Annotated in this window: 13 protein-coding genes and 1 tRNA gene; 8 read left to right on the forward strand and 6 right to left on the reverse strand. The window is 28.7% G+C overall.

What is annotated here, in order from left to right:
* Positions 1–48 precede the first annotated feature (48 nt).
* Together gltX and mnmE are read right to left on the reverse strand one after the other, a co-directional pair.
* A complete protein-coding gene (gene gltX, locus BPLAN_RS01535) occupies positions 49–1,575 on the reverse strand; it encodes a glutamate--tRNA ligase (RefSeq protein ID WP_012821457.1) in 1,527 nt (508 codons plus the stop codon).
* Positions 1,576–1,580: 5 nt separating this feature from the next.
* A complete protein-coding gene (gene mnmE / locus BPLAN_RS01540) occupies positions 1,581–2,972 on the reverse strand; it encodes a tRNA uridine-5-carboxymethylaminomethyl(34) synthesis GTPase MnmE (RefSeq protein ID WP_012821458.1) in 1,392 nt (463 codons plus the stop codon).
* 72 nt (positions 2,973–3,044) lie between these two features.
* Between mnmE and BPLAN_RS01545 the strand changes: the two genes are divergently transcribed.
* The 5 genes from BPLAN_RS01545 (at position 3,045) to BPLAN_RS01565 (ending at position 9,861) form a co-directional block, all read left to right on the forward strand.
* On the forward strand, positions 3,045–3,935 hold the full coding sequence (locus BPLAN_RS01545) for a HemK/PrmC family methyltransferase (RefSeq protein ID WP_012821459.1): 891 nt from the start codon (positions 3,045–3,047) through the stop codon (positions 3,933–3,935).
* A complete protein-coding gene (ligA, locus tag BPLAN_RS01550; protein WP_012821460.1) occupies positions 3,932–5,968 on the forward strand; it encodes an NAD-dependent DNA ligase LigA in 2,037 nt (678 codons plus the stop codon). The genes BPLAN_RS01545 and ligA overlap by 4 nt, the downstream gene beginning before the upstream one ends.
* Before the next feature lie 161 nt (positions 5,969–6,129).
* Positions 6,130–8,532 carry an endopeptidase La gene (gene lon, locus BPLAN_RS01555; RefSeq protein WP_012821461.1) on the forward strand — a complete coding sequence of 801 codons (2,403 nt, stop codon included), beginning with the start codon at positions 6,130–6,132 and terminating at the stop codon, positions 8,530–8,532.
* Between the two features lie 15 nt (positions 8,533–8,547).
* A complete protein-coding gene (lysA, locus tag BPLAN_RS01560) occupies positions 8,548–9,777 on the forward strand; it encodes a diaminopimelate decarboxylase (protein WP_012821462.1) in 1,230 nt (409 codons plus the stop codon).
* Positions 9,777–9,861, forward strand: a tRNA-Ser gene (locus tag BPLAN_RS01565). The genes lysA and BPLAN_RS01565 overlap by 1 nt, the downstream gene beginning before the upstream one ends.
* 8 nt (positions 9,862–9,869) lie before the next feature.
* Here BPLAN_RS01565 and BPLAN_RS01570 read toward each other — a convergent pair.
* Together BPLAN_RS01570 and metG are read right to left on the reverse strand one after the other, a co-directional pair.
* Positions 9,870–10,304: a hypothetical protein gene (locus BPLAN_RS01570; RefSeq protein ID WP_148213672.1), complete on the reverse strand. Its 435-nt coding sequence runs from the start codon at positions 10,302–10,304 to the stop codon at positions 9,870–9,872.
* A gap of 85 nt (positions 10,305–10,389) precedes the next feature.
* Positions 10,390–12,075 carry a methionine--tRNA ligase gene (metG, locus tag BPLAN_RS01575; protein WP_012821463.1) on the reverse strand — a complete coding sequence of 562 codons (1,686 nt, stop codon included), beginning with the start codon at positions 12,073–12,075 and terminating at the stop codon, positions 10,390–10,392.
* 94 nt (positions 12,076–12,169) lie between these two features.
* Here metG and BPLAN_RS01580 point away from each other — a divergent pair, with 94 nt between their 5' ends.
* On the forward strand, positions 12,170–13,087 hold the full coding sequence (locus BPLAN_RS01580; RefSeq protein WP_012821464.1) for a 5'-3' exonuclease H3TH domain-containing protein: 918 nt from the start codon (positions 12,170–12,172) through the stop codon (positions 13,085–13,087).
* A 5-nt stretch (positions 13,088–13,092) separates the two neighbouring features.
* Here BPLAN_RS01580 and nadD read toward each other — a convergent pair whose 3' ends face one another.
* Both nadD and BPLAN_RS01590 read right to left on the reverse strand, forming a co-directional pair.
* A complete protein-coding gene (nadD, locus tag BPLAN_RS01585) occupies positions 13,093–13,665 on the reverse strand; it encodes a nicotinate (nicotinamide) nucleotide adenylyltransferase (protein ID WP_173024191.1) in 573 nt (190 codons plus the stop codon).
* A gap of 57 nt (positions 13,666–13,722) precedes the next feature.
* Positions 13,723–14,919 (reverse strand): porin, encoded by a 1,197-nt coding sequence (locus tag BPLAN_RS01590; protein WP_012821466.1) that lies wholly within the window; start codon positions 14,917–14,919, stop codon positions 13,723–13,725.
* A gap of 124 nt (positions 14,920–15,043) precedes the next feature.
* Here BPLAN_RS01590 and BPLAN_RS01595 point away from each other — a divergent pair, with 124 nt between their 5' ends.
* Positions 15,044–16,951, forward strand: a complete 1,908-nt coding sequence (locus BPLAN_RS01595) for a DNA translocase FtsK 4TM domain-containing protein (protein WP_012821467.1) — start codon at positions 15,044–15,046, stop codon at positions 16,949–16,951.
* 164 nt (positions 16,952–17,115) lie between these two features.
* Complete coding sequence (locus BPLAN_RS01600; RefSeq protein WP_012821468.1) at positions 17,116–18,303, forward strand: LptF/LptG family permease; 1,188 nt, start codon at positions 17,116–17,118, stop codon at positions 18,301–18,303.
* Positions 18,304–18,318 lie beyond the last annotated feature (15 nt).

The raw sequence follows: 18,318 nt of genomic DNA on the forward strand, positions 1-18,318 counted from the left end.
TTTTCGAAAGTATAAATCTATGTTTTTATGTTCTTTTTTCAAAAAAATCTAGATATTTTCTCTTATTTTTTTCATTAATTTCTCTATCCGTTGGATACTTTCTTTCTTTCCTAACATTTCAAAAATCATGAAAAGATCAGTCCCTTTTAGGCTCCCTACTAAAGCTAAACGAAATATTTTCATCATTTTATGTCTATTTTTTTGATTGTATTTTTGAAATAATAATCTCAAATTTACGGATGTAAATTGAGGAATATTTAATAATGATTTTTTACAAGACTCTAATTGATCAATGATATTTTGATGAAAAATTTGATTAAAAGAACTGGATTCATAAGAATTAGGAGAAATAAAAAAGTAAAAAGAATGTTCCCAAATTTCATGGACAAAATGTAGCCTATCGATTGTGAGATGGATGACTTTATATAAATAATCTATTTCATAGGAAATAGAACGTTTTTGCAGTTCTATAGAAAGATAAGAAAATATTTCTCCCCTTTTTTTTTTCAAGTATTGTTTATTGAACCAATTGGCTTTTTTGAGGTTAAAATAAACTCCAGATTTAGTGATTCTTTTTAAAGAAAAGAAATTAATTAATTCTTGTAAGGAAAGAATTTCTCTTTGTATTCCAGGATTCCATCCCAACAAAGCTAACATATTAACGAAAGCTTCTGGAAAATATCCTAGCTCTCTGTATCCTGGAATAATCGTCTTAGTTTCTGGAACTTGCCATTGTAAAGGAAATATAGGAAAATCTAAATTTTCTACGTTTCTTTTGCTAAGTTTTCCTTTTCCATCCTCTCTTAATATTAAAGGTAAATGTGCAAAACTAGGCGGAATCCAACCAAAAGCACGATATAATAATAAGTGTAAAGACATAGATGGCAGCCATTCTTCTCCTCTGATCACATGAGTGATTTTCATTAAATGATCGTCTATAGTATTAGCTAAATGATAAGTAGCTATTCCATTAGATTTTAACAATATTTTATCGTCTAAACTATCTGTGTTGACTACAATATTTCCACGTATCATATCCTCCATTTTCAATTTTTCTCCAGGTGGAATTTTAAATCGAATCACATAGGAAAAACCAGAATTTAATTTTGTATATAATTGTTTTTTCGTCATGGTCAAGGAATTGTTCATGCCCATTCTTATACTCGCATTATAGGAAAAGGTTAATCCACGATTTTGATATTCCTTTTTTTTTATATAAAGTTCCTCATCTGTGTCAAAAGCGTAATAGGCATGCCCTTTATCTAATAATTTAGAAAGATGGAAACGATAAATATCTCCACGTTGAGATTGATGATAAGGGAGATGAACTCCTCCATAACCAACTCCTTCATCAGGTTCTATCTGGCACCATTTTAATGTTTCCATAATATAGGATTCAGAATTAGGAACAAATCTTTTTCGATCCGTATCTTCTATTCTAAGAATAAAGGATCCTCCATATTTTTTAGCAAAAAGATAATTGTATAAAGCGGTCCTTATTCCACCTAAATGTAATGGACCTGTGGGACTAGGAGCAAAACGAACTCTGACAAGATTGTGTTTTTTTTGCATCATGAATCTTACTTTCCAATACAAAATTTGGAGAATATGTTTTTGAGGATCTCTTCATTTGTTATTTCTCCTGTTATCTCTCCTAAATACCGCAAAGCTTCTTTAATATGTATAGAAATTAAATCTTCTGAAACCCTTTTATTGAAAGCTTCATGAGCTAGAAAAACCTCTTCTAAAGATTTTTTCAAAGCTTCATAATGTCTGTTTTGTGTCACAATAATATTTTTTTCTTGTAGTTTTTTTATGAATAAATTACTTAAAGTATAGAGCATTTTTTTTATTCCGTGATGATTTTTTGCAGAAATTTCAAAAAAATAAGGAATCTTTGACTTTATCTTGTAGAAGTCTTTAAAAGAGGAGACATCTGATTTATTAGCAATAGCTAAAATTTTTTTCAGTGGATATTTCTTGTGAAGAAGTTGAATTTCATGAAGAATTTTTTTCTGTTTTTTTTTCTCCTTGGTAGAGGCTTCAAAAAGATATAAGAGAACTTGAGATTCTTGTATTTTTTCCATCGTTTTTTGAACTCCCATTATTTCTATTGGATCTTTAGTTTCTCTAATTCCTGCAGTATCCACAAAATGAAAATGGATCCCATTCAAAACAAATTCTCCTTCTATACTATCTCTAGTAGTTCCTTCTATATGAGATATGATAGAACGGTTCTCCTTAATCACGTAATTAAATAACGTAGATTTCCCTACATTTGGTTCTCCAATAATAGCTACATAGATTCCTTTTTTTATCGCATTTCCTAGTGAAAAAGATTCAATTAAATCTTTTAATGTTTTTTCTAAATCCTTTAAGAAAGAAAAAAGTTCTGATCTTTTAGCAAAGATCACATCTTCTTCTGAAAAATCCAATTCCAATTCTAGGAGAGATGCAAAATCCAATAATTTTTTTCGTAAATTTTTAATGGTATGAGTCAAGGATCCTTTTATTTGTTGCAAAGATATTTCATGATCAGCTTGATTCTCAGATAAAATAAGATCTGCTATAGCTTCAGCTTGTGATAAATCTACTTTCTTATTTAAAAAAGCACGAAATGTAAATTCTCCAGGACGAGCTAAACGTAATCCTTTTTTAATCAGCAATTGCAATATTTTTTGTTGAATATAATAAGATCCATGACAAGATATCTCTATCATATTTTCTCCTGTGTAAGAAGAAGGAGATCTAAATATAGATACTAATACTTGATCCAATAAAACATTTTCATCCACAATAGACCCTAGATGAAGAGTATGTGTGGATTGATTTTCTAGTTTTTTTCCAGATATAACGGAAACAAAAATTGTTTCAACAGTGGATATGGAATTATTTCCAGAAATACGAATAACAGAGATAGCGCTTGATCCCATAGGAGTAGCCAAAGCAACAATGGTATCTTCATCTAACATAGGAAAAAAAAATTCTAATACTAAACTAAGGTAGAAAAAATAAATATTTTTTTTTAATTCGTACATTGTAGAATGTCTATCGATAAATTCTACCATCTATTTTATGAGGCTCTTCAAGAAGTTTATCCAGACTCTAAAGAGTTAGAAAGTCTCTTTTTTTTGCTGACTACCCACGTGTTTAAATGTGATAAAACAACAATTATCTTAAAATTAAGTAAAAAAGAAAAAATAGAAGATTATATCTACAAAAAATTGATAAAAAAATTATGGGAATTGAAAAAAAATAGACCCATTCAGTATGTAATTGGAAAGACCTCTTTTTTTGGAATGGATTTCTTAGTTAATGAAAAAGTCTTTATTCCAAGACCAGAAACAGAAGAACTTGTATCCTGGATTATACAGAATCACAAAAAAAATAGTGAAAACGTTCAAGTATTTGATCTTGGAACAGGAAGTGGATGTATTGGGATTACTTTAAAAAAGAAACTTCCTAAAATACGTCATATTCATGCCGTAGATCTTTCTTCTGAAAGTCTTTTTATAGCAAATATTAATTCAAAATTTCACAAAGAAAAAATTTTTTTTAAAAAAGTGGATATATTGCAAAATTTAATTTCTCTTCCCATTCTAAAAAAATATCCTGTTAACATTGTCGTAAGTAATCCTCCTTATATAAGAATCTCTGAAAAAAAATTATTGCATCCGAATATTTTTCAATATGAACCTTTTCAAGCTTTATTTGTTCCTGATGAGACCCCATTCATTTTTTATCAAAAAATTCTTTCCTGGATCAAAAAAAAATTTACTGGAGTATTAGTATGTGTTTATTTTGAAATAAATCAATTTCTTCATTTAGATTTCATTGAATTTATGAAAAAAAAAGGATTCAGAAATTTAGAAATTAGAAGAGACTTCCAAGGTTTTTTTCGAATGATTCGTGCTATATATTACAAAAAAACATGAAAAAGGATAGAAATCAAAAAGACATCAAAGAAAAAATATATCAGCTAAGAAAAAAACTTTCAGAATATAATTATCAATATTATGCCCTGAATACTTCTGAGATCTCTGATTACAATTTTGATAAAAAATTAAGAGAATTATTTCTATTGGAAAAAGAACATCCAGAATTCTATGATCCTAGCTCTCCAACTCTGAGAATAGGAGTAGAGGGAAAAAAATATGCAGATTCTTCCATTTATTATCATAAATATAAAATGTACTCTCTTCAAAACACCTATTCTAAGAAAGAGTTAATGACTTGGAAAAAAAGGATTCAGAAATCCATTTCTTCTTCTTTTGTCTGTGAACTAAAATATGATGGAGTTTCTATTAATTTAATTTATAAAAACGGCTTTTTAACTCATGCTGTGACTCGTGGAGATGGAAAAAAAGGAGAAGAAGTCATAGAAAATGTACGGACCATACAATCCATTCCCCTAAAATTAATAGGGGAAAACCATCCGGAATATCTTGAAATACGTGGAGAGATTTTTCTTCCTATAAAAAAGTTTTTAGAAATTAATGCGAAACGCACAAGAAGTGGAAAGAATCCTTATGCTAATCCTAGAAATACGGCAAGTGGAACTCTGAAAATTCAGAATAGTAAAGAAGTATATAAACGGACTCTATCTTGTATCGTATACTCTGTAAGGGGAAAAAATTTGCCTTTTGATACACAATATCAAGCTTTACAAACCCTACGGAATTGGGGTTTTGAAATATCAGAAAAGGTTTTACTTTGTAAAAAAATCAAGGAGATATTTCATTTTCTGGACTATTGGAGTCAATGGAAACAAACACTTCCCTATCAAATTGATGGAATAGTCATTAAGGTCAATGAACATCAGAATCAATCCCTTTTAGGATATACGAATAAATATCCCCGTTGGGCTATAGCTTACAAATTTAGACCAAAAAAATTATCGGAGACAAAATTATTAAACCTGAAATTTCAAGTAGGACGCACTGGAATCATTACTCCTGTAGCCGAGGTGATCCCAAAAAAAATTTCTGGAACAATAGTGAAAAGAGTGACGCTTTATAATCATCATTTTATTCAAAAAATGGGGATTCATTATGGAGATGCTCTTTTATTAGAAAAAGGAGGGGATATTATTCCTAAAGTAGCTAAAATAAATTTAAAAAAAAGATTAATCAATGCCTCTCCTATATATTTCTTAACAAAATGTCCCTCATGTAGGAGCCATTTAAGAAAAAAAAATGAATCGTTCTACTGTCCAAATAATTTTTGTCCTTCTCAAAACATGAGAAAAATACAACACTTTGTGAGTGAAAGAGCTATGAATATAAAAGGAATTGGAAATGAAATGATAAAAAAATTGTACCAAAAAGGTTTTTTATATAATATTTCCGATTTATATCAATTAAAAAGGGAAAAACTTCTTCAAATAGATGGAGTGAAAGAAAAATTAGCAGATTCTTTAATAAAGAACATAGAAAAATCCAAAGATAATCCCTCTCAAAGAGTCTTATATGCTTTAGGAATTCCTCATGTAGGAGAATATATTTCTAAAAAATTAACAGAAAAATTTTTAAATATAAATTCCTTAATACAGGCGGATGAAGCTCAATTAACCTCTATTTCAGGAATAGGAAAAAAAATTTCCGAAAGTATAAAAACTTATTTTTTCACTAAAGAGAACAAAAAAATTGTGGAAAACCTGATGAAACATGGATTAAATTTTTCCGATTTCTATAAAAAAAATCCTGTAAAAAACCAATATTCTCCTATTGAAGGAAAATCTTTTTTATTTACAGGAAAACTGTCCAGTATGACCCGTAATAAGGCTAAAAACTTGGTAGAACTTTTAGGAGGAAGAGTATTTCATACGGTGAATAACCAAATTAATTTTATTGTTGTAGGAAAAAACTTTGGTTCTAAACTTGAAAGATGTATGAAAAAAAACCATATAAAAATTTTAACGGAAGATATTTTTATTAAACTCCTTGAACAAGAAAAAAAAGAAAAATAAATCAATTTTTCATACTAAATAATCGTTTCTTCAAAAGAAAATAAGTCCGCCATTAGGGTTTTTTTTTTCATATAGAAAACAGTATATTTAAGGTGGTGGTTCCTCTAGAATAGTAAAGAATAGGATAGGAATCCTCATTTAAGTAAGAAATCTATTTTTTTATGTTACTAAAAAATATATTTACCGAATCTGGATTCGAGTCTGAAGCAGAATTTATTCCTTTAATGAGTCAAGATGAAGAAGATCAGTTTCTTAAAGATGACATTCCGAAACAATTATGTATATTAACAGTGAGAAATATGGTTTTATATTCTGGAATTGTTTTTCCCATTATAGCAGGAAAAAGTGGATCTATCCAATTATTACAAGATGCTTATGGATTGGATAAAACTGTTGGGGTATTAACACAGAAAAATTCAGGAATAGAAAATCTTAGTGAAAAAGATTTATACTCTATAGGAACAGTGGCTAAAATATTGAAGTTATTGAAAATGCCTGATGGAAATACCACTGTTATTTTACAGGGAAAAAGAAGATTTAAAGTCAGTCGTTTTATTCAAAAAGATCCATATTTTAAAGCAGAAATTCTAGCTTTAGAAGAAAAAAAACCTTCTTGTAAAGATAAGGAATACCTTGCTTTGGTAGAATCCATCAAAGAAATTGCCATAAAAATTATTCAGGATAATCCAAATATTCCATCAGAAGCAAGCATTGCTATTCGTAATATAGAAAGCCCTTCTTTTTTAATCAATTTTGTAGCAGCCAATATGAATTTGGCTACTAGAGACAAACAAAAATTGTTAGAGTACGATGATTTAAAAAAGAGAGCCATGGAGACGCTGCGTTTTCTGAACGTAGAACATCAACAAATAAAGTTAAAGAACGATATTCAGTCCCGTGTTCGTAGTGATATGGATCAACAACAAAGAGAATATTTTCTACATCAACAAATTAAAGCTATACAAGAAGAGTTAGGAGATATTTCTTATGAAAAAGAGATTGATGAAATGCGTGCAAAATCTTCCAGAAAAAAATGGTCTAAAGAAGCTAAAAAACAGTTTGATAGAGAATTACTAAAAATGCAAAGGACTAATCCTCAAATGCCAGAATATACTGTTCAAAGAAATTATTTAGAATTGATGATTGATCTCCCCTGGGGAAAATACTCAAAAGATAGTTTTGATTTAGAATTTGCTCAGAAAATATTAGATAGAGATCATTACGGGTTGGAAAAAGTTAAAGAACGTATTATAGAATATTTGGCAGTTTTAAAATTAAGAGGAGATATGCGTTCCCCTATTCTATGCTTTTATGGTCCACCTGGAGTGGGAAAAACTTCTTTGGGTAGATCTATAGCTACTGCACTTAAAAGAAAATACGTACGTATTTCTTTAGGTGGATTACACGATGAGTCTGAAATACGTGGTCACAGAAGAACTTATATTGGAGCTATGCCGGGAAGGTTATTGCAATCCATCAGAAAGGTAGGTACTTCCAATCCTGTTTTTGTTCTTGACGAAATTGATAAAATGGGTTTAGGAGCGAATGGAGATCCTTCTTCTGCCATGTTAGAAGTTTTGGACCCAGAACAGAATACCTCATTTTATGACAATTTTTTGGAAATGGGTTATGATTTGTCCAAAGTATTGTTTATCGCTACAGCAAATTCTCTTTCTAATATACAACCAGCTCTTATAGATAGAATGGAGGTTATAGAGATGAATGGATATACGGTAGAGGAAAAAACCAAAATCGTCAAAAAACATATCCTTCCTAAACAGTTGAAAGAAAATGGATTGAAAAAATCAGATTTGATACTTGGAACTCAACAAATTGAAAAAGTTATAGAAAGTTATACCAGAGAATCCGGTTTGAGAACTCTGGAAAAACATATGGCTAAATTAGCACGTTATGCCGCTAAGCATATTGCTATGGATAGGAAATATGTGAAACGTTTAAGTATTGAAAAAATAGAGGAAATCCTGGGAATTCCAAATGATCCGGATCGTTATGAAGAAAATAAAGTTCCAGGCGTTGTTACAGGTTTAGCTTGGACTAATTTTGGGGGAGATATTTTATACATAGAATCCAGTTTGTCCAAGGGAAAAGGAAATTTAAGTATTACTGGAAATTTAGGAGAAGTCATGAAAGAATCTGCTACAATTGCTTTGCAATATATTAAAGCTCATTATAAGGATTTTAACATAGATCCTAAAATGTTCGAAGAACAAAATGTACACGTTCATGTTCCTGAAGGTGCTGTCCCTAAAGACGGTCCATCTGCAGGAATTACTATGTTAACTTCTCTAGTATCAAGTTATACTAAAAGAAAATTAAGGCCTCATTTAGCTATGACAGGAGAAATTACATTAAGAGGAAAGGTTCTTCCTGTGGGAGGAATAAAAGAGAAAATTCTAGCTGCTAAACGGGCTAATATAAAAGAAATTATCCTTTCACAGGATAATAAAAAAGATGTAGAAGAAATTAAACAAGACCACTTAAAGGGATTAACCTTTGATTATGTTAGAGACATGAATGATGTGATTCATTTAGCCCTGATATAGATAGATGATAGAATTATGAATGAAAATAGGGATTCTTCAGTTTCTAGAGACCAGTTAATGCAACTAGGAAAAAAATACGGAACTCCTCTTTATATATATGATTCTAGAAAAATAGAAAGACAATATATAAAGATGAAGAAGGCATTTAGTGAAGTTACACGTTTAAGAATTAACTATGCTTGTAAAGCAAACACTAATTTGAATGTTTTAAAATTTTTACAAAAGTTAGGAAGTGGATTAGATACCGTTTCTATTCAAGAAGTAGAACTAGGGTTAAGAGCTGGATTTTCTCCAAAACATATTATATTCACTCCAAATTGTGTCTCTCTACAAGAAGTTAAAAAAGCGGTTGATTTCGGAGTCAAAATTAACATAGATAATCTATCTCTTTTAGAACAGTTTGGAAATGAAAATCCAGATTATCCTATAGGAATAAGAATCAATCCTCATATTATGGCAGGAGGGAATTATAAAATTTCAGTTGGACATGTCGATTCAAAATTCGGAATATCTTATTATCAAATTCCTCATCTAAAAAGGATATTAAAAAATACAGGACTGAAAATAGAGGGATTTCATATGCATGCAGGGTCTGATATCTCAGATATAGAAGCCTTTTTACAAGGAGCTAAAGTGATATTTCAAATAGCTCTAGATTTTCCAGATATTGATTATATAGATTTTGGAAGTGGATTTAAAGTTCCATATACAAAAAATGACATAAAAACGGATTTGACTTTTTTAAGTCGTTCTATTATAGAAAAGTTTGAAAGTTTTTGTAAAGTGTATGGAAAAAAAGTAACTTTGATATGGGAACCTGGTAAATTTTTAGTGAGTGAATCTGGGTCCTTTTTAGTTCATGTCAATGTTATTAAACATACCACTTCTACCGTATTTGCTGGAGTAGATTCCGGTTTTAATCACTTTATTCGTCCCATGTTTTATGAGGCTTATCACTGTATCGAAAATATTTCTAATCCTAACGGTCGTTCTCGTTTCTACACAGTAGTAGGATATATTTGTGAGTCGGATACATTTGGATTCAATCGTCAAATTGCAGAAATCCGTGAGGGGGATATTTTATGTATTAAAAATGCAGGAGCTTACTGTTTTTCTATGTCTTCTAATTATAATTCTCGTTATAGACCTTCTGAAGTTATGATTGTAAAAGGACAAGATTTTCTTATTAGAAGAAGAGAAACTATGCAAGATCTTCTTAGAAATATTGTAGAAATTGAAATTTAGGAGAGATGGCAGAGTGGTTAATTGCGTCGGTCTTGAAAACCGTTGAGGTTTTTACCTCCGGGGGTTCGAATCCCTCTCTCTCCGCTGATTAATTATGGATGGAAAAATATTTGTATATGATCTAATTCATTCCTTAAAACTTTTTGTTTTTCATCAAAAAAATATAAAGATATAGGATCCTTTCTTTTTATAGAATATTGTAAGGATAATTTATCATTTTTCTTTACTGGAATTTTTAGATGGAAGTTTCCTTTTAAATCTAATTTAGAGATCTTTTCATCCTCCTCATTTATAAAATCTTTGAAATAAGTTTTATACTTTAAAAAATTATTAATAAATACATCGACTCCATAACTTATAGTGTGATATTTTTTTTTTTCATTCTGAATATTACTCAATCTCATAGTGCCCCATATAAAAAAATATCCATCTAAAGGAGCTTTTATCATATTATCAGAAATAAAAAATCGTAACTTATCCGAATTCTTATTTTTTTCATGATAATGAAATATGGAATTTTCATCCATATTTTTAAAATTTTCTTTGTTTTTTAAGAAATCTTCATCATTACAAGAAAAAAATAACAAAAAAAAGACAAAGAGTAACTTATTTTCATAAGTCACTTTTTCCTAATTTTTCTAGTTGTTTTTCAACACTTTTATCTGTTATTTTGTTAAATAACAATGTAGACTTTCCTAAAACATGTCCTGGACATAAAAATTCCTTCACGTTTTCTATTTTGTTCCAAAAATAAGCTTCCAAACGAAGCATTTTTAATAGTTTATTGGCCGTATATGGAAGAAAAAGCTCTGCTAATTGCGCTAACATCCCAACAATTTGCAAAGAAACGTAAAGGATCGTCTCTATCCGTTGTTCCGTTTTTTTTATATTCCAAGGTTCCTCTTCCGTTAAATACTTGTTTCCAAGTCTAGCTAAATCCATAAAACAAACTAAAGCTTCACGAAATCGAAAGGATTCGATCAAATCCCCTATATTTTCCGGATATTTCCTTATTTTTTTTAAAATAGATTTATCTGTGATGGAAAAAATACCAGGATGGGGAATAATCCCATTGTTGTATTTTTGAATTAAAGTCAGACTACGATTAACGAAATTTCCTAATATAGCTACCAGCTCCGTATTATTTGTTTTTTGAAAATCCTTCCAATTAAAATTGTTATCTTTTTTTTCTGGCATATTAGCTATAAGAATGTAACGAAGTGTATCTTGTTGATTTGGAAAATCCCTTAAGTATTCATGAACCCATACTCCCCAATTTCTAGAAGTAGAAATTTTTTCATTTTCTAAATTTAGAAATTCATTAGCAAGGATTTTATCCGGTAAAATATATCCCTGATTATATGCTTTAAGTACAGCTGGAAAGATAATGCAATGAAATACAATATTATCTTTTCCTATAAATTGAATTAATTTTGTTCTTTGATCTTTCCAATAAGGTTTCCAGTCCTTTTTTTTCCGTTTTGCCCATTCTATAGTAGAGGAAATATAACCTATAGTGGCCTCAAACCATACATATAAAACTTTTCCTATCTCTTTCGGAATCGGAATTCCCCAATCAAGATCTCTTGTAATAGCACGAGGTTGTAATCCTTGATCTAACCAAGATTTAGCTTGTCCATATACATTCACTTTCCAGTCTTTTTGATGATCCATTAAAATCCATTTTTCCAAAAAATTTTGATATTCATTTAATGGAAAATACCAATGTTTAGTTTTTTTCAAAACTGGATTGCTTCCACTTATAGTAGAAAGAGGATTTATTAATTCTTCAGGACTTAACGAAGAACCACAACTTTCGCATTGATCTCCATAAGCTTCCTTGTGTTTACAATGGGGGCAAATTCCATATATATATCTATCCGCCAAAAATTGTTTAGCTTGATTGTCATAGTATTGTTCAGATACTTTTTCAAAGATTTTTTTTTCTTTATGTAACTTCTTAAAAAAAGAAGTAGAAATTTTTTGATGAATAACTGTAGAAGTTCTGGAATAGTTATCAAAATGTATCCCAAAATTTTCAAAACAATCTTTAATCATAAAATGATATTTATTGACTATTTCTTTAGGAGTCGTATTTTCTTTTTTAGCTTGTATCGTAATAGGAACTCCATGTTCATCGGAACCACATATAAAAATAACCTCCTTTTTTTTCCGTCTAAGATAACGAACAAAAATATCTGCAGGTAAATAGACACCAGCTAAATGTCCTATATGAATGGGTCCATTTGCATATGGAAAAGCAGCAGTTACTGTATATTTATTATTTGATTTTTTCATACTTATTTATGACATCCTTATACCTAGAGACAGAAAAACGGTTGTGATTATAAAAGCCCTTTTTTTCTACATATTTACATAATAAAAATAAAATATGAATAATAAAAAATTATTTTTAATAGATACATACACTATTCTTTATCAAGGCTATTATGCTTATATAAAAAATCCACTTTTTACTTCCCAAGGAATAAACACTTCTCCTATCATACATTTTACTTATTTTTTAATTAATACTTTAAATGAGGAAAAACCTTCTTATATGGCTGCTTTTTTTGATACTAGTCGAAAAACTTTTCGAAAAAAAGAATATCCTAAATATAAAGCTCATAGAAAAAAAACTCCAAGAGATATTTCTATTGCTATGCCTTATGTTGTAAATATTTTAAAGTCTTTTCGAATTTCCTCCTTTTATGCAAAAGATGGATACGAAGCAGATGATCTCATCGGAACTATAGCAAAAAAAGCAGAAAAAAAAGGATATATGATTTATATCATTACTTTGGACAAAGATTTTAGCCAACTTGTCACAAAAAACATCCAGATTTATAGACCTCCTTTTAAAGGGAATCCAAAAAAAATATTAGGAATTGAGGAAATAAAAAAAAAATTTGGAGTGATAGAACCTAAACAAGTTATAGATTTATGGAGTATGATGGGAGATTCTTCTGACAATATACCAGGATTACCGGGGATAGGAGAAAAATATGCTAGAAAATTTATTCAAAAGTATGGAAGTCTTGAAAAATTTTTAAATTCTACCCATGATCTTAGCGGAAAGATTAAAAAAAATATTGAAAAGAATAAAAAATTAGGTCTTCTATCTAAAAGATTAGTAACCATTGTTACTAACGTTCCCTTCTTTTATTTTCAAGAGGAAAAATTTTCTGTGAAAAAACCCAATTGGAATTCCATAAAAAAAATATTTTGTGAACTTGAATTTCAAAGATTATTAAAAAAGACTTACCAATACAAAAAAAAAGAATGGGAGAATAATCCATTCCATTCTTAATTTCATTATTTTCTATAAAATTTATGTTTTTTCATATACTTCCATACTTTTGGTTGAAGCAAAGGTTTTATATTCTTTCCTTTTTGAATAGAATTTCGAATAAAAGAAGAAGATATTTCAATCATAGGCGCTTTTAAAAGATAGATATTTTCCTTTTTAAAAAAAGGATTAGAGAAAAAACCAATACGAGGGTATACGAAAATATCATATTTATTTAAAATAATTTTATAACTCTTCCATTTTTTTAATGAATATAAAGTATCTCTTCCTATAATGAGAGTAAATTTATCTTTAGGATATTTTTTCTCTATTACATCAAGCGTATGAATAGTATAAGAAGGAGAACATTCAGATTCTATATCTAAAACACTCATTTTCTTATAACCTTCAACGGCGATGCGGACCATCTTTATTCTATGGACATAATCTAAAAGATCCGTTTTTTTTTTTAGTGGATTTTTTGGAGAAACAACAAACCAAATATGATCTATATCCAAAAACTCTACTATGTGATTAGCAAGGATTACATGACCTAAATGAATGGGATTAAATGATCCAAAAAAAAGTCCTATTTTCATTCTCATGCGGAGACAAGAAAAATATCGAGCAGGATTCTCGATATTTTTCTTTTTGTTTTAAAATAATTTGATGCGATAACTTAATCCCAAAGCCATAGAATGATTATCCTTATTTTCTTGTTTTATAAAATTCATATAATCAATTTTTTGTTTTTTATATAAAAAATATAAACTTAGATCATCCTTACAAGGCATATATTCTATCCCTCCATAATAAGTATATGCTTTTTTGAGTAATTGATCTTTAACCATTCCATAAATTTCATGAATGTCTTTTTTAGATCTTCCAACTTCATATACTCCTTTCGCAAATAAATTCCATTTTGGGATGAAGTTATACTTAAATTTTAGAAAATAAGTTCCATATTTTATAGAGACAAAATCCTTATAATTATTATTTAATGAACGTAAAATTTTTGTAAAAAAACCGTTTTTTTCTATATCTTCATCACTCAATATGTAATCCGCTTCTATAGAAATCGGTTTTAAATCTAATCTACTCCCTAATGCTAATAATTTCCATAATTGATCCTTTTCACTTTCTTGAAAAATAGAATAAGACCATTTATTTTGAATAATTTTATTAAATAAATTCCAATTCCAATTCGCAGAATATCCCATAGGATGATTGACTTTTTCAGGGTGCATTTCTTCATCTAGTTTTCTAGAATGGCTATTTACAATCTGGAACTGTAATTCTTGATTTTTTTCTGGAGTATAAATAAAATTTATCCCAACAGGATTTTCCTTGCTTTTGTATACATCAGGATACTGATAGATATGAAGATCTTTAGAATTATATTCCATACTTCCAAAAGAAACCGGTTGTTTTCCTATCAAAAACGATAGTTTATCATTATACTTATATTTCAAATAAGCTAAATTAATGATGATGGGATCATACATCTTATGGTCTTCCACATTATCTAAATCATCCTCCTTATCCACATGGTTTTTCTTATTATTAAATTTTTGTACAAAACGATAACTGATTTTATCATTCGCCTTTCCTATCAGGTCTAATTTGAAAGATTCTGTAGAAAAAGGAGATCCATCAAAAATATCTTTTTCTACTGTAGAATGAATACTACTCGTAAAATCCATGTACATATTAAAATTCCGATGGGGATTTACATTCTTTTCCATTATTGTTCTTAACTTTTCTCCTTTTTTTATCATTTCACTATGGACCTTATGCCAAGGATAAAAAAATCCCAAAACAATAAAAAGAGAGATCATTCTTGTTTTTTTCATTTTTTTTTAATATTTATCGCAATGTTTTTCTAATAGAATAGGCCTAATATAGTATAAAAAACTTTTTTTTCAAAGAAAGGATAATTAATTATGGATAGAAAAATGGAAATTTCAATTCAAAAACATGAACAAAAATTTCAAAAATTCTAAAAACAGAGAGAAAAGAAATATGATTAAAACTATTTCTGGTTTTTTTTTATTAGGAAATAGTCTTTTTTTATTTTTAAGTTTTTTATCTTTTCTTTTTCATTGGAAAAATGATCAAAGTCAACTGGATAAACTTTTTGATAAAGAAATAAGAGCGGAAAATTTACTTGGAAAAATAGGGGCTATTCTATCTCACTATTTTATATACTGCGGAATAGGAATTAGTGCCTTTTTTTTTCCATTATTATTGTTCCTCACAGGATTCATAATCCTTTTCGAAGGAAGATTTCTGCGGAATAAATATCAATCCATAATATGGAATTTTCTATTTTTCAGCATATGGATTCCTATAACCTTTTATCTGATTTTTCCTGAAAATGGAATACTAAGTGGTATTTTTGGTTTTGAAATAGGCAATTTTTTGATCAGCTTATTTGGAAAGGTAGGACTAGGAATCCTAGTCCTTACAAGTATCATCCTTTATTCCATCATCATATTCCGGATTACTACTCCAAAGTTAAAAAATGGAATAAAAAAAAAAATACAATATGTCCATGAAGATATGGGGTGGATAATCCAATTATGGAAATTATTAAAAAACTTTTTTAATTATAGAAAAACGGATTTATCCATTGATAATCCTCCATTTTTTGAGAAAAAAGAAATAAAAAGTTCTATCATAAATCCTCCTATACTTTCTTCTAAAAATGAAGATTTTCTATCATCTACATCTGAAAAAGATCTGGAAAATAATAAAAAAAAAATTATTCATCTCCTCAACTATTATAAGATCACAGTAGATAAAATTAAGGCCACTATAGGACCTACTATCACTTTATACGAAATATTTCCTCAGGTAGGCGTACGTATTTCAAAAATAAAAAACTTAGAAAAGGAAATAGCTTTAAATTTATCCGCTTTATCTATAAGAATCATAGCCCCCATGCCTGGAAAAGGTTCTGTAGGGATAGAAATCCCCAATAATAAACGTTCTTTCGTATATATGAAAAATCTCCTTGATTCTGAAGAAAGTTTCAAAAAAAGTCATAAAATGGAACTCCCTATTTCTTTAGGAAGAACCGTATTTAATGAAATTTTTATGATAGATTTAGTCAAGATGCCACATCTACTTATAGCAGGATCTACTGGACAAGGGAAATCAGTTGGATTAAATGCTATGATAGTCTTCTTATTATATAAAAAAAAACCAGAAGATCTAAAATTTATTTTGATCGATCCAAAAAAGGTAGAGTTATCTATCTATAAAAAAATTTCTAAATCTTATTTTGCTCTTTTACCTAATTCTATAAATCCGATCATTACAAACATCCATGAAGTAAGAGATATATTAAATTCTTTATGCAAAGAAATGGATAATAGATATTCTCTTTTAGAAAGAGCAATGGTTAGAAATATTCAAGAATACAATGGTAAATATGAAAAAAAATATCATTTACCTTATATTATCCTAATTATTGATGAATTTGCAGATTTAAGTCTTTCTTTTAAAAAAAAACAAATAGAAATATATATAACCCGTTTAGCACAGTTAGCTCGTGCTGTGGGGATTCATTTGATTATAGCTACACAAAGACCCTCTGTTGATGTTATTACTGGACTAATTAAATCTAATTTTACCGCAAGAATTGCGTTTAGAGTAAGTTCTAAAATAGACTCTATAACCATTCTAGATTGTACAGGAGCGGAACAATTAATTGGAAAAGGAGACCTTTTATTTTCTAATAAAAATGAACTAATTCGATTACAAGGTCCTTTTATAGACTTATCAGATATTCAAAAAATAGTTAATTTTTATGGAAAAAATACTTTTCAAAAAAACGGATATTTTTTCTTACCAGAACCGGATGATAATAAATATAAATGAGTAAAATACTTTTCTTATCTTATAGGAAAAGAAGAACTCCATGAGTATAAGGATTCAAATAAAAAAACTAGATCTATACATGATTCGTTTATTTATGGCTCCTTTTTTAATCATTTTTTTTTCTTATTTTTTTTGTATTTATTGTTCAATTTTTTTGGAGTAAAATGGATGAATTAACAGGAAAAAATATTAACATTTTAATTATTCTAAAGTTTATATATTATTTTGGAATTTCAATTATCCCATTAGTGATCCCCATTTCTATATTGCTGACTTCTATCATAACTTATGGATATATTTCAGAATCCCAAGAACTTATAGCTATTAAGTCTTCTGGAATATCCCTTTTTAGAGTCATGAAGCCTCTTTTATGTATAACATTCCTTCTATCCGTGGGACTATATTTTTTTTCTGATTTTTCCATTCCAGAGGCAAAAAGAAAAGCTCAAGAATTAGGATATCAAATTTCAATAACTCATCCCTCCTTGAGGTTAAAAGAAGGAGTTTTTGTTAACCTTTTTCCAGATTTTTTCATAAAAATAGGCAAAAAAAAAAATAGTAAATTACTAGAAAATCTATTCATTTTTTTTTACGGAAAAAATTTAGCAATCAATACGATCCTTGCCGAAAAGGGAATTTTAATTCCAAATAAAAAGGAGGATGGCTTTCAAATTAAACTCATGAAGGGGTTTTTCTATAGGGATAATCCTTATGAAGGAAAAACTTATTCGTATCAAATGGTCCATTTTAATTCTTTCATTCAATCTTTTAAAAAACCTTTAATAGAATACAAAAACTTAGATTATTATTATGATGATTCCTATAAAACTCTTGATACAAAAAAACTGATGGAAAAAATACATTTTTTAAAAAAAAAAAATTGTCAATTGTATTCTGATTTTCAAAAATTGAATTATAATTCCCTTTTTCAGAAAAAAAAAATTTTTTTCAAAAGATCCAAGAATAAGAAGAGATCTCTTCTCCTACATATATCCATTTTAATAGATGAACTTCAACATCAAAAAAAGTTTCTTCAGAATAGAAAAAAACACTTAGCCAAGTATCAATTCGAATTACAGAAAAAATTTACCTTTCCAGTAACATGCATTATAATGTTTCTTATTGGAGCCCCACTAGGAGCTATCATCCGAAAAGGAGGGATGGGGCGGCCCACCCTGATAGCCATAATTATATTCATTATTTATCATACTTTACTTACCATTACACAAAATCAAGGAGAAAAAGCAGAAATATGGCCATGGATTGGAGCTTGGATTCCAAATTTTGTTTTTTTCCCACTGAGTATATGGATTACTTATAAAACTGTAATGGATGATTTTTATTATATGTAATTGTAATAATAGCTA

Source organism: Blattabacterium sp. (Periplaneta americana) str. BPLAN (assembly GCF_000093165.1).
Lineage (GTDB): Bacteria > Bacteroidota > Bacteroidia > Flavobacteriales > Blattabacteriaceae > Blattabacterium.